At 73.3% G+C, this 11,729-nt stretch carries 13 protein-coding genes; 6 read left to right on the top strand and 7 right to left on the bottom strand.

The window, feature by feature from the left end; translation table 11 throughout:
- Positions 1-158 precede the first annotated feature (158 nt).
- Complete coding sequence (locus EDD39_RS14975) at positions 159-1,553, top strand: cysteine desulfurase/sulfurtransferase TusA family protein (RefSeq protein ID WP_123556347.1); 1,395 nt, start codon at positions 159-161, stop codon at positions 1,551-1,553.
- A 16-nt stretch (positions 1,554-1,569) separates the two neighbouring features.
- Here the strand turns inward: EDD39_RS14975 and EDD39_RS14970 are convergent, their stop codons facing one another.
- Positions 1,570-2,547, bottom strand: a complete 978-nt coding sequence (locus tag EDD39_RS14970; protein WP_123556345.1) for a carbohydrate kinase family protein — start codon at positions 2,545-2,547, stop codon at positions 1,570-1,572.
- A 204-nt stretch (positions 2,548-2,751) separates the two neighbouring features.
- Here EDD39_RS14970 and EDD39_RS14965 point away from each other — a divergent pair, with 204 nt between their 5' ends.
- Together EDD39_RS14965 and EDD39_RS14960 are read left to right on the top strand one after the other, a co-directional pair.
- Complete coding sequence (locus EDD39_RS14965; RefSeq protein ID WP_123818738.1) at positions 2,752-2,970, top strand: hypothetical protein; 219 nt, start codon at positions 2,752-2,754, stop codon at positions 2,968-2,970.
- A gap of 85 nt (positions 2,971-3,055) precedes the next feature.
- Positions 3,056-3,670 (top strand): hypothetical protein, encoded by a 615-nt coding sequence (locus tag EDD39_RS14960; RefSeq protein ID WP_123556341.1) that lies wholly within the window; start codon positions 3,056-3,058, stop codon positions 3,668-3,670.
- 81 nt (positions 3,671-3,751) lie between these two features.
- Here the strand turns inward: EDD39_RS14960 and erpA are convergent, their stop codons facing one another.
- Positions 3,752-4,105, bottom strand: coding sequence for an iron-sulfur cluster insertion protein ErpA (erpA, locus tag EDD39_RS14955; protein ID WP_030460963.1), 354 nt, complete (start codon positions 4,103-4,105; stop codon positions 3,752-3,754).
- A gap of 206 nt (positions 4,106-4,311) precedes the next feature.
- Here erpA and EDD39_RS14950 point away from each other — a divergent pair, with 206 nt between their 5' ends.
- Complete coding sequence (locus EDD39_RS14950) at positions 4,312-5,193, top strand: GNAT family N-acetyltransferase (RefSeq protein ID WP_123556339.1); 882 nt, start codon at positions 4,312-4,314, stop codon at positions 5,191-5,193.
- 3 nt (positions 5,194-5,196) lie between these two features.
- Here the strand turns inward: EDD39_RS14950 and EDD39_RS14945 are convergent, their stop codons facing one another.
- The 3 genes from EDD39_RS14945 to EDD39_RS14935 form a co-directional block, all read right to left on the bottom strand.
- Positions 5,197-6,564, bottom strand: a complete 1,368-nt coding sequence (locus tag EDD39_RS14945; protein ID WP_123556337.1) for a pyridoxal phosphate-dependent decarboxylase family protein — start codon at positions 6,562-6,564, stop codon at positions 5,197-5,199.
- Between the two features lie 145 nt (positions 6,565-6,709).
- Positions 6,710-7,171, bottom strand: coding sequence for an Lrp/AsnC family transcriptional regulator (locus EDD39_RS14940; RefSeq protein ID WP_051817085.1), 462 nt, complete (start codon positions 7,169-7,171; stop codon positions 6,710-6,712).
- A 167-nt stretch (positions 7,172-7,338) separates the two neighbouring features.
- On the bottom strand, positions 7,339-8,265 hold the full coding sequence (locus EDD39_RS14935; protein WP_123556335.1) for an NADP-dependent oxidoreductase: 927 nt from the start codon (positions 8,263-8,265) through the stop codon (positions 7,339-7,341).
- A gap of 181 nt (positions 8,266-8,446) precedes the next feature.
- Here EDD39_RS14935 and nadA point away from each other — a divergent pair, with 181 nt between their 5' ends.
- Positions 8,447-9,628 (top strand): quinolinate synthase NadA, encoded by a 1,182-nt coding sequence (gene nadA / locus EDD39_RS14930; RefSeq protein ID WP_123556333.1) that lies wholly within the window; start codon positions 8,447-8,449, stop codon positions 9,626-9,628.
- A 98-nt stretch (positions 9,629-9,726) separates the two neighbouring features.
- Here the strand turns inward: nadA and pspAA are convergent, their stop codons facing one another.
- Together pspAA and EDD39_RS14920 are read right to left on the bottom strand one after the other, a co-directional pair.
- Positions 9,727-10,020, bottom strand: a complete 294-nt coding sequence (gene pspAA / locus EDD39_RS14925) for a PspA-associated protein PspAA (RefSeq protein ID WP_123556331.1) — start codon at positions 10,018-10,020, stop codon at positions 9,727-9,729.
- 27 nt (positions 10,021-10,047) lie between these two features.
- A complete protein-coding gene (locus EDD39_RS14920; protein ID WP_030460956.1) occupies positions 10,048-10,821 on the bottom strand; it encodes a PspA/IM30 family protein in 774 nt (257 codons plus the stop codon).
- A gap of 219 nt (positions 10,822-11,040) precedes the next feature.
- On the opposite strand from EDD39_RS14920, the gene EDD39_RS14915 reads away from it, so the two are divergent.
- Positions 11,041-11,643, top strand: a complete 603-nt coding sequence (locus EDD39_RS14915; RefSeq protein ID WP_030460955.1) for a DUF3043 domain-containing protein — start codon at positions 11,041-11,043, stop codon at positions 11,641-11,643.
- Positions 11,644-11,729: the final 86 nt, after the last annotated feature.

Here is an 11,729-nt window from a genome sequence, read left to right as displayed (position 1 = left end):
CACCTCTGAACGACGGGTGGAGTCGCAGGTCATGGCGGACATCCGAGCCTCTCACGGCCGAACGGGCGACCTTGCTGCGACACGCGGGTGACGGGGCGTCGGACGGCTGACGGGACGGGAGGAATCACCCCGTATGGGGCGTCGTCTACGGTGGCCGGGTGCCCTACTTCGACGCCGCCTCCACCGCCCCTCCGCACCCCGTCGCCCGGCAGGCCCTGCTCGCCGCCCTCGACGAGGGCTGGGCCGACCCGGCCCGGCTGCACCGGTCCGCCCGGCAGGCCCGGATGCTGCTGGACGCCGCCCGGGAGACCGTCGCCGAGGTGCTCGGCACCCGGGCCGACGAGATCTCCTTCACCGCATCCGGCACCCAGGCCCTCCAGTTGGGCGTCCTCGGCACCCTGCGCGGCCACCGCCGGCGCGGCGCCCACCTGGTGCACTCCGCCGTCGAGCACTCCGCCGTGCTGCACACCGCCGAACGCTGGGAGGCCGACGGCGGCAGCGCCACCGCCGTCCCGGTCGACCGCCACGGCCGGGTGTCCGCCGAGGAGTTCGCCACCGCGGTGCGCCCCGACACCGCGCTCGCCGTGCTGCAGTCCGCCAACCACGAGGTCGGCACCCTGCAGCCGGTCACCGAGACCGCCGCTCTGCTCGGCGACGTCCCGCTGCTGGTCGACGCCGCGCAGAGCGCCGGGCGGCTGCCGGTCCCGGCCGGCTGGTCGGTGCTCGCCGCGAGCGCGCACAAGTGGGGCGGCCCGGCCGGCGTCGGCGTGCTCGCCGTCCGCAAGGGCGTCCGCTACTCCTCGCCGCTGCCGGCCGACGACCGGGAGGGCGGGCGGGTGCCCGGCTTCACCAACGTCCCGGCGATCGTGGCCGCGGCGGCCTCGCTGCGCGCCGTCCGGGCCGAGGCAGAGGCCGAGAACGCCCGGCTGCGGGCCCTCGTCGACCTGGTCCGCCGTCGGGTCCCGGAGCTGGTCCCCGCCGTCGAGGTGGTCGGCCACCCCGAGCTGCGGCTCCCCCACCTGGTGACCTTCTCCTGCCTCTACGTCGACGGCGAGGTGCTGCTCACCGAGCTCGACCGGGCCGGCTTCGCGGTCAGCTCCGGCTCCTCCTGCACCTCCAGCACCCTGACGCCCAGCCACGTGCTGGCCGCCATGGGCGTCCTCACCGAGGGCAACCTGCGGATCTCGCTGCCGGCCGGCACCACCCGCCCCGAAGTCGACGCCTTCCTCGAGGTCCTGCCCCGCGTCGTCGCCGAGGTCCGCGCTCCGCTCGGCCTCGACCTGCCCCCGACCGGCAGCGCCGACGCCCTGGTCCTCGACACCCTCGGCAAGCGCTGCCCGATCCCGGTCATCGAACTCGCCAAGCACGTCGGCGAGGTCGCCCCCGGCGGCCGGATCGCCGTCCTCTCCGACGACGAGGCGGCCCGGCACGACATCCCGGCCTGGTGCGAGATGTGCGGCCACGACTACGCGGGCGAGGCCCCCGCCGCGGAGTACGGCGGGGACCGCGGCACGGCCTACCTGGTCACGGTGCGGTCGGACCGGGGGCGGTGACCGGGCGGCCAGGTGACTAGAGGCTGAGCTTGCCGCGCAGCTCGGCCGCGGCCTCGGGGCCGTAGGCCGTCTCGAAGCGCTGCAGGAAGTGGCCGCCGCGCAGCTCGTACTCCTGGGTGCCGACGGTCTCGATCACCAGGGTGGCGAGCATGCAGCCGATCTGGGCGGCGCGCTCCAGGCCGAGGTCCCAGGAGACGCCGGCCAGGAAGCCGGCCCGGAAGGCGTCGCCGACGCCGGTCGGGTCGGCCTTGCGCTCCTCGGCGGCGCAGCCGACCAGGATGTCGGGCTCGCCGAGGCGCTGGATCCGGACGCCCTTGGGGCCGAGGGTGGTGACCCGGGTGCCGACCCGCCGGAGGATCTCGTCCGTGGACCAGCCGGTCTTGGACTCGATCAGCGCCGCCTCGTACTCGTTGGTGAAGAGGTAGGCCGCGCCGTCGACGATCTCCCGGATGTCCTCGCCCTCGAGGCGGGCCAGCTGCTGGGAGGGGTCGGCCGCGAAGGCGTAGCCGCGGGTGCGGCACTCCTGGGTGTGCCGGACCATCGCGGCCGGGTCGTCCGCCCCGATCAGCACCAGGTCGAGGCCGCCGACCCGGTCGGCGATCGGCTGGAGCTCGATGTTGCGGGCCTCGGCCATCGCGCCGGTGTAGAAGGACGCGATCTGGTTGTGCTCCTGGTCGGTGGTGCACATGAAGCGGGCGGTGTGCCGGGTCTCCGAGATGTGCACGGAGAGGGTGTCGACGCCGTGCCGGTCCAGCCAGCTGCGGTACTCGGCGAAGTCGCCGCCGGCCGCGCCGACCAGGACGGGGTTCAGGCCGAGGACGCCCATGCCGAAGGCGATGTTCGGGCCCACCCCGCCGCGGCGGATGTCCAGGGTGTCGACCAGGAAGGACAGTGACACCGTGTGCAGCTGCTCGGGCACCAGCTGGTCGGCGAAACGCCCGGGGAAGGTCGTCAGGTGGTCGGTGGCGATCGAGCCGGCGACGGCGATGCGCACGGGGTCTCCTCTGGCGGCCCGGCAGTGGCCGGAGCTGGGGGCAACAACCCACCCACGGTACCGGCCCGACCGGGTACTACCGAGCGGTAGGGCTGTCTTCCCGCCCGGGGGCGGCCTAGGGTCACGAGTACGGGGGCCGGACGCGGCCCCCGTCCAGTCCGCGGCACCGTGGCCGCGGCACGGCGATCGGAGCTGGTGTACCGCATGGTGATCGATCACTCCTCCGGGTGGCTGTCGGCCCGCCGCTCCGACGAATCCGAGGCCGAGACGCTGGCCGAACTGCTGGACTCCTCGCGCCGGTTGGGCCGTTTCTGGCCGGTCGCCGGGCCGGTCCCGGCGGTGTCCGCGCCGGCCGCGACGGGGGTGCGGGTGCCGGTGGAGGCGCGCCGACTGGTGGCGGCCATGCCGGAGTACGGCGGGTAGCGGAACCGGTTTCCTCCGGGGCACGTCGAACCGGCGCGGCGCCGCTCACCGCGGCGCCGCACGACCCTCGGGAGGAACGCAGATCATGGACGACAGCACCGCAGCCGTCTCCACCAAGGCCCCGTACGCGCGCCGGGCCGCCACCGCGCTGGCCGGCGCGGCCCTCGCGGCCGGCCTGCTGACCGCGTGCGGCAGTTCGGGTTCGCCCGCCACGGCCACCGCCAGCGCCTCGCCGTCCGCGAGCCCGTCCGCCAGCGCCAGCCCCGACCCGGGCACCGGCGCGCACCCCAGCCCCGGCACCGGCGGGACGGCCTCGGCCCCGGCCGAGGCGAGCCCGCAGCCCTCGGCCGGTCAGCCGACCACGCCCGGGATAGCCGTCGGCGAGCGCCCGCCGACCGCGGTGAAGATCCCCGCGACCGGCTACCGGCAGGACAGCCCGACCCAGCTGACGGTGTTCTTCACCGCCGGGATCTGCGACAAGTACGGGGTCCGGCTGGAGGAGGACGCCCCGCCGGTGGTGAAGCTGCGGCTGGTGGTCACCAAGACCGCCGAGCCGGGCAAGGCCTGCCCGCAGTTGATCAAGGAGCAGGAGGCGACCGTCACGCTGCCCACGCCGATGTCCGGCGGCGGCGTGGTGGACACCGCGACCGGCCAGCAGCTGCCCGTGCAGAGCGGCATCGCGGGCGGCGACCCGCGCTGACCCGCCGTCCCGGAACGCCGCGAGGGCGGCTCCCCCGTGCTGGGGGAGCCGCCCTCGGCGTGCCGGGCCTCGGAGCGGGGCCTAGCTGAACGAGTCGCCGCAGGCGCAGGAGCCCGTGGCGTTCGGGTTGTCGATGGTGAAGCCCTGCTTCTCGATGGTGTCCACGAAGTCGACCGTGGCACCGCCCAGGTAGGGGGCGCTCATCCGGTCGGTGACGACCTTGACGCCGTTGAAGTCCTTGACGACGTCGCCGTCCAGCGAACGCTCGTCGAAGAACAGCTGGTAGCGCAGGCCCGAGCAGCCGCCGGGCTGCACGGCGACGCGCAGCGAGAGGTCGTCGCGGCCTTCCTGCTCCAGCAGGCCCTTGACCTTGGCCGCAGCGGCCTCGGTGAGGAGGATGCCACTCTCGACGGTGGTCTCGTCCTGGACGGTCATGCTTACTCCCGGTCTGTGACGACTGTGATCCGCCAGTGCCAACCAGCGGCCCCCCGGATTCATTTCCGGGAGGTGGTGCGTTCGGGGGACATTTTTCGTCGCCCACTCCCCCACGTACCCCATGCTCGCACACCGGGCCCGACGGGTCACCGCCCGCTTCGGCAAACCGCTACCGCCCGCGCGGCGGGCGCAGCAGGATGTGACGGGTGATCATTCGTCAGCTCAAGGACACCGCCGAGGACGCCGAGGCGGTCCAGCGGGTCTCCCGCGCCGCGTTCCGCGACCTGGACGGCCGGCCCCGGGACGACCCCGACCGGCCCGGCGACGAGGTCCACCGGATCAGGGCGCTGGCCCGGGCCCGGCACCTCGCGGTGACGGACCCGGGCGGGTGCTGGATCGCGGAGCAGGACGGCGAGGCCGTCGGGGTGGCGCTGTCGCTGCGCCGCGAGGGCGTCTGGGTGCTGCCGCTGTTCGTCGTGCTGCCCGCCGCGCAGGGCCGGGGGGTGGGCCGGCTGCTGCTGGAGCGGGCCGCCGGGTACGGGCGGGGCTGCCTGCGCGGGATGCTGTGCGCCTCGCCGTCCCCGGCGGCGGCGCGGCGCTACCGGGCGGCCGGGTTCACGCTGCACCCCGCGATGCGGCTGGCCGGGCAGGTGGACCGGGAGCGGCTGCTGGACCCGGGCGACATCCCGGTGCACGCGGGCAACGCGACGCACCTGCACCTGCTGGACTCGGTCGACCGCCGGGTGCGGGGCGCGGCGCACGGGCCGGACCACCCGTTCATGCTGGCGCACTTCGAGGAGCTGCTGGTCGCGGACACCCTGGCGGGCACCGGCTACTGCTACCGGGACGGCGGCACCGTGCAGCTGCTGGCCGCGACCTCCAAGCGGATCGCCGCCCGCCTGCTGCGCGAGGCGCTCGCCCGGGTGCCGGTGGGCACCGAGGCGGGCGTCTCCTTCCTGACCGCCGAGCAGGAGTGGGCCGTGGACGTCGGCCTCGACCTGGGGCTGTCCCTGTCCACCCGCGGCTACCTGGCCCTGCGCGGGATGCGCCCGCCGGCGCCGTACGTCCCCAACGGCGGGTACCTGTAGGGCCTACGCCATGGTGTCGAGGATCTCCCGGACCATCTCCATGGTGGTGCCCGGGTGCAGGAAGGCGAAGCGGGCGACGGTCTCGCCGTCCCAGCCGGTGGGGGTGACGAAGCCGATCTGGTCGGCGAGCAGCTGCCGGGACCAGCGGTAGTAGTCGTCGTGGGTCCAGCCGGTGCGGCGGAAGCAGACGGCGGAGAGCTGCGGGTCGTGGAGCAGTTCGAGGTGCTCGGTGTCGCGGATCAGCTGCGCGGTGTCCCGGGCCAGGCGCAGGCCGGTCTCGATGGCGTCGGTGTAGGCCTGGACGCCGTGCACGGCGAGGGAGAACCAGAGCGGGAGGCCGCGGGCCCGGCGGGTGAGGTGGTAGGCGTAGTCGGTGGGGTTCCACTCGTCGCCCTCGGTGTGCAGGACGTCCAGGTAGGAGGCGTCCTGGGTGTGCACGGCGCGGGCCAGCCGCGGTTCGCGGTAGAGCAGGGCGGCGCAGTCGAACGGGGCGAACAGCCACTTGTGCGGGTCGACGACGAAGCTGTCGGCGTGCTCGATGCCGTCGTAGCGGTGGCGGACGGAGGGGGCGAACAGGCCCGCGCCGCCGTAGGCGCCGTCGACGTGGAACCAGAGGTCGTGCGCGCGGGCGACCTCGGCGATGCCGGCCAGGTCGTCGACGATGCCCTCGTTGGTGGTGCCGGCGGTGCCGACGACGGCGATGACCGTCTCGGGGTGCGGGTCGGCGGCGAGGGCGGCGCGCAGGGCGGCGCCGGTGAGGCGGCGGTCGACGGCGGGGACGAGGAAGGGCTCGACGCCGATGATGTTGAAGGTGTTCTTGACCGAGGAGTGCACCTGGTCGGCGACGGCGATCCGCAGCCGGGCCTCGGGGCCGACGCCCAGGCGGCGCCGGGCGGTGTCGCGGGCGACGACGAGCGCGGAGAGGTTGCCGGCCGAGCCGCCGGAGACGAAGGTGCCGCCGGCGCTCGCGGGGAGGCCGGCCCGGTCCGCTATCAGCCGGAGCACCTGGTTCTCGGCGGCGATCGCGCCGGCCGCCTCCAGCCAGGAGATGCCCTGCAGGGAGGCGCAGGAGACGACCATGTCGAAGAGCAGCGCGGCCTTGGTGGGGGCGCAGGGGATGAAGGAGAGGTAGCGCGGGCTGTCGGCGGAGATGACGGCGCGGGAGAGCTCGTGGTCGTAGAGCTTGAGCACGTCGGCGGGGTTGTTGCCGTGGTCGTTGAGCAGCCCGGCGAGGGCCTCGCGCAGGTGGGCGCCGTCGCCGGGGTGGTCGAGCGGGACGGGGTCGTACTGCAGCCGTTCGCGCATGTAGTCGAAGACGAGGTCGACCAGCTCGTTGTCCGGCTTGTGCATGCGGTCGGGGGCTGCGTACACGGGTGTCCTCTTCGCTGCGGGCGGGGCTGGGGGCGTGATCAGCGTAGGCAGCGGGGGTGGGCGGGCGCGCGTCGGAACGCGGCCGTCGGGGGCCGGTTTCCTGCGTGTTCGGGCGCGGTCGCGCAGGAAAGCTGCGTCGGGTGGGTCAGATGAGTTGGGAGAGGACCACGGAGGAGCGGCTGCGCTGGACGCCGGGCTCCTTGCGGATGCGTTCGATGACGGCTTCGAGGTGCCGGGTGTCGGCGGCCCGCAGGTGGACGAGGGCGTCGGGGTCGCCGGTGACCGTCCAGGCGGCGGCGACCTCGGGGAACTGGCGCAGCGAGGCGAGCAGTTCCTCGGGCGAGGTGCGGGCGCGGCAGTAGACCTCGACGAAGGCTTCGGTGCGCCAGCCGAGCAGGGCGGGGTCGAGGACGACGGTGAAGCCGCGGACCACGCCGCGCGCCCGCAGCCGGTCGATCCGGCGGCGGACGGCGGTGGCGGAGAGGTTGGTGAGCAGCCCGATCTCGGCGTAGGAGGCGCGGCCGTCGCGGCTGAGGTGTTCGAGCAGCAGGCGGTCGGTGTCGTCGAGCGCCGCCTGGCCGAGGTCGGGCGGCCTGGGGGTGCTCATGCGACCCGCCTCGCTTCGCTCGGCAGGCGCTTCGCACACGCGCGCTTCTCGATGATGCGCTCGCTGCGCTCGCTCATGGCGGGGCTCCACGGTGGTGCGGGTGAGGGTGGTGAGCCGTGGGAGGAACGACTCTGCGGGCCCCATTGTTGCGGACGGCCGCAGTCCGGTCAGTCCACCAGCAGGACGATCTTGCCGCGGGTGCGCCCCTCGGCGTTGAGGGCCTGGGCGGAGGCGGCCTGGCTGAGCGGGAAGGTGGAGGCGACGGGGACGGTGAGCAGGCCGTCCTCGGCGAGCCGGGCGACGGTGGCGAGGTCCTCGGGGTCGGGGCGGGTGAAGACGTAGCGGCCGCCGCGGGCGGTGACGGTGTAGTCGACCACCGAGGCGATCCGGGCGGGGTCCTTGAGCAGGCCGAGGGAGACCTCGACGGCCTCGCCGCCGACCAGGTCGAGCGCGGCGTCGATACCGTCGGGGGCCAGCGCGCGGACCCGGTCGGCCAGGCCGGGGCCGTACTGGACGGGTTCGACGCCCAGGCCGCGCAGGAAGGTGTGGTTGTGCTCGCCGGCGGTGCCGATGACCCGGGCGCCGAGGGCGGTGGCGACCTGGCAGGCGACCGAGCCGACGCCGCCGGCCGCGGCGTGGATCAGCACGGTCTCGCCGCGGCGCAGTCCGAGCGCCCCGACCAGGGCCTGCTGGGCGGTGAGTCCGGCGGTGGGCAGCCCGCCGGCCTCGGCCCAGTCGAGCGCGGCGGGCTTGCGGGCCAGGGTGCGGACGGGGGCGGCGACGAGTTCGGCGTAGGTGCCGCTCTCGATGACGTCCTTGCGGACGTAGCCGATCACCTCGTCGCCGGGGGCGTACTCGGTGACGGCGCCGCCGACGGCCTGGACGACGCCGGCCAGGTCGAAGCCCATGACCAGCGGGAAGTGGGAGTCGAGGACGCCGTCGAGGTGTCCTTCGCGGATCTTCCAGTCGACGGGGTTGACGCCGACCGCGCGGGTGCGGACGAGTACGGTGTCGGGGCCGACCTTCGGGTCGGGGAGTTCGGTGTACTCGACCACGTCGGGGCCGCCGTAGCGGTTGATCACGATTGCCTTCATGGGTCCAGCCAACCGGACGGGGCGGCGGGTCCTCGCGTCGGAAGCATCCATCCCGGTGAGCGGTTCTCGTCACATCGACAGAACGGCCATCGTCAGACTGACGACAACCGGTTATCATAGATAGCGTCAGATAGACGAGAAGGCTGGTGTCAATCCGGCCGCACCAGGAGGGCAGCCGCCCGTGACCACCACCACCGAGACCTACGGCACCGACCCCGCGCCCTCGCCGCTCGCCCTGCTGCTGCTCGGCCGGGAGGCCGACCCGAACAGCGAGCGCGGCGTGGAGTGCCCCGGCGACCTGCCCGCCGCCTCCGACCCCGACCTGGTGGCGCGCGCCCGCGCCGCGAAGGAGAAGCTCGGCGACCGGGTCTTCATCCTGGGCCACCACTACCAGCGCGACGAGGTCATCGAGTTCGCCGACGTCACCGGCGACTCCTTCAAGCTGGCCCGGGACGCGGCGGCCCGCCCGGAGGCCGAGTACATCGTGTTCTGCGGCGTGCACTTCATGGCCGAGTCCGCGGACATCCTCACCTCCGAGCGCCAGCAGGTCGTCCTGCCGGACCTGGCGGCCGGCTGCTCGATGGCCGACATGGCCACCGCCGAGCAGGTCGCCGAGTGCTGGGACGTGCTGACCGAGGCGGGCGTCGCGGACGCCACCGTGCCGGTGTCGTACATGAACTCCTCGGCCGACATCAAGGCGTTCACCGGCAAGCACGGCGGCACCATCTGCACCTCGTCCAACGCCAAGCGCGCCCTGGAGTGGGCCTTCGAGCAGGGGCAGAAGGTGCTGTTCCTCCCGGACCAGCACCTGGGGCGCAACACCGCGGTGCTGGAGATGGGCATCTCCCTGGGCGAGTGCGTGCTCTACAACCCGCACAAGCCCAACGGCGGGCTGACCGCCGAGCAGCTGCGGAACGCGAAGATGATCCTGTGGCGCGGGCACTGCTCGGTGCACGGCCGGTTCAGCGTGGAGTCGGTGAACGAGGTCCGCGAGCGGATCCCGGGCGTGACCGTGCTGGTGCACCCGGAGTGCAGGCACGAGGTGGTCACCGCCGCCGACCTGGTGGGCTCGACCGAGTACATCATCAAGGCGCTGGACGCCGCCGAGCCCGGCTCGAAGTGGGCGATCGGCACCGAGCTGAACCTGGTCCGCCGGCTGGCCAAGGCGCACCCGGACAAGGAGGTCGTCTTCCTCGACCGCACCGTGTGCTTCTGCTCGACCATGAACCGGATCGACCTGCCGCACCTGGTGTGGGCGCTGGAGTCGCTGGTCGAGGGCCGGGTGCCGAACGTGATCACGGTGGACGCCGAGACCGAGAAGCACGCCAAGGCGGCGCTGGACCGGATGCTGGCCCTGCCGTAACGATTCGCCCCGCGCCCGCGGGGTCGGGCGCCACACGTGACGAGAGGGCGGGCACCCCGGAAGGGGTGCCCGCCCTCTCGTCACGTGTGGCGCCCGAACTACTCCGGGAGGCCGGGGATCAGGCCGTCGCCCTCGTCCCGCAGCAGCTCGCGGACCTGCTCCAAGGACGCCTCGGCGTCCGGGAGGATCAGGTCCGACGGCTCCAGCGACTCTGGCGGAAGCGGCGTGCCGACCTCACGGACCGCCGCGAGCAGGCTGCCGAGCGCGGCCCGGAAGGCCGCCTCGTCCCCTGCCTCGACGGCCTGGAGCAGCTCGTCGTCCAGCTGGTTCAGCCGGTTCAGGTCGTCCTCGGCGACCTCGAACTGCCCCTCACCCAAGACCCGCATGATCATGCTGGTGCGTCTCCCCTGCTGCCGGGCTTACTTGTTGTAGTTGATGGTCGGCGGCGGGGTGTCGTTCTTCCCCTGCTCGATCGCCTGCGGCTGGGAGGCGGGGGTGCCGCCGGTCAGCTCGGCCTTCATCCGGGCCAGCTCCAGCTCGACGTCGCTGCCGCCGGCCACCCGCTCCAGCTCGGCCTCGATGTCGTCCTTGCGGCCGAGGCCGCTGGCGTCGTCGAGCGCGCCGGAGGCCAGCAGCTCGTCGATCGCGCCCGCGCGGGCCTGCATCTGCGCGGTCTTGTCCTCCGCGCGCTGGATCGCCAGGCCGACGTCGCCCATCTCCTCGGAGATGCCGGAGAAGGACTCCGCGATCCGGGTCTGCGCCTGGGCCGCGGTGTAGGTGGCCTTGATGGTCTCCTTCTTGGTGCGGAAGGCGTCCACCTTGGCCTGGAGGCGCTGGGAGGCGAGCGTGAGCTTCTCCTCCTCGCCCTGCAGGGCCTGGTACTGCGTCTCCAGGTCGGTGATCTGGGACTGCAGGTTGGCCTTGCGGCTGAGCGCCTCGCGGGCCAGGTCCTCGCGGCCGAGGGACAGCGCCTTGCGGCCCTGGTCCTCGTACTTGGAGGACTGCTGCTGGAGCTGGGTCAGCTGGAGCTCCAGGCGCTTGCGGGAGGTGGCCACGTCGGCGACGCCCCTGCGCACCTTCTGCAGCAGTTCCAGCTGCTTCTGGTAGGAGTAGTCGAGCGTTTCGCGCGGGTCCTCCGCCCGGTCCAAGGCCTTGTTCGCCTTGGAGCGGAAGATCAGCCCCATACGCTTCATGATTCCGTCGCTCATGGGCCTCGATAGCCCCCTTCTTCGGGCCTGGGTTTGCGTCTCGTGACAGGTCGAGTGTATGCGCGGCGGGGTCCCCGGCGCAGTGCACCAGCCTGCAACAATGCTGCTACGGCGGACGGCCGTTCGGCATCGTCCTCAGGATCGATATCGGTTCGCGTCCGGGGGCGCGCCGGAAAGCCGCCGGTCAACCCGTACGCTGGGAGTGTGTTTCGACGCCGCTCTGATGAATCCGCCGCCTCCTCCTCCACCGTCACGCTGACGAAGGAGGCCGAGAAGCAGGCCCGCGACCCGCAGGCTCCCAAGGGCCGGCCCACGCCCAAGCGCAGTGAGGCCGAGGCCCACCGGAAGACCCGGGTCTCCGTCCCGAAGGACCGCAAGGAGGCCGCCAAGCAGGCCCGCGAGCGGATGCGCGCGGAGCGCGAGAAGCAGCGCACCGCGCTGCTGGAGGGCGACGAGCGCGCCCTGCCGCCGCGCGACAAGGGCCCGGTGCGGCGCTACGTCCGCGACTTCATCGACTCCCGCTGGGCCGCGGCCGAGTTCTTCCTGCCGTACGCGGTGGTGGTGCTGGTGCTCAGCATCACCAAGGTCAACTACCTGCAGCTGCTCTCCACGCTGCTGTTCATGGTCTTCTTCGTGGTGGTCATCCTGGACTTCGTCCGGATCGGCCTCCAGCTGCGCAAGGGCCTGGCCACCCGCTTCCCGAACGAGAACACCCGCGGCGCGGTCATGTACGGCCTGATGCGCACCCTGCAGATGCGCCGGCTGCGGCTGCCCAAGCCGATGGTCAAGCGGGGCGAGCGGCCCTGACCGCGGAAGCCGTCCCGCCGTACTGGGCCCCGCCCGCGCAGCAGCCGGTCGGGGCCCTCGGCGCACCGGGCGTACCGGCCCAGCAC

This window comes from Kitasatospora cineracea, assembly GCF_003751605.1.
Taxonomy (GTDB): Bacteria; Actinomycetota; Actinomycetes; order Streptomycetales; family Streptomycetaceae; genus Kitasatospora; species Kitasatospora cineracea.
This window is presented reverse-complemented; position numbering and strand designations above follow the sequence as displayed.

What these genes read in the sequence shown, in the direction of transcription:
- EDD39_RS14940 (WP_051817085.1), bottom strand. Translation starts at nt 7,171, where the DNA reads ATGAGCACCCCCAGGCCGCCCGACCTCGGCCAGGCGGCGCTCGACGAC.
- EDD39_RS14920 (WP_030460956.1), bottom strand. Translation starts at nt 10,821, where the DNA reads ATGAAGCGTATGGGGCTGATCTTCCGCTCCAAGGCGAACAAGGCCTTG.
- EDD39_RS14960 (WP_123556341.1), top strand. Translation starts at nt 3,056, where the DNA reads ATGGACGACAGCACCGCAGCCGTCTCCACCAAGGCCCCGTACGCGCGC.
- EDD39_RS14935 (WP_123556335.1), bottom strand. Translation starts at nt 8,265, where the DNA reads ATGAAGGCAATCGTGATCAACCGCTACGGCGGCCCCGACGTGGTCGAG.
- erpA (WP_030460963.1), bottom strand. Translation starts at nt 4,105, where the DNA reads ATGACCGTCCAGGACGAGACCACCGTCGAGAGTGGCATCCTCCTCACC.
- pspAA (WP_123556331.1), bottom strand. Translation starts at nt 10,020, where the DNA reads ATGATCATGCGGGTCTTGGGTGAGGGGCAGTTCGAGGTCGCCGAGGAC.
- EDD39_RS14965 (WP_123818738.1), top strand. Translation starts at nt 2,752, where the DNA reads ATGGTGATCGATCACTCCTCCGGGTGGCTGTCGGCCCGCCGCTCCGAC.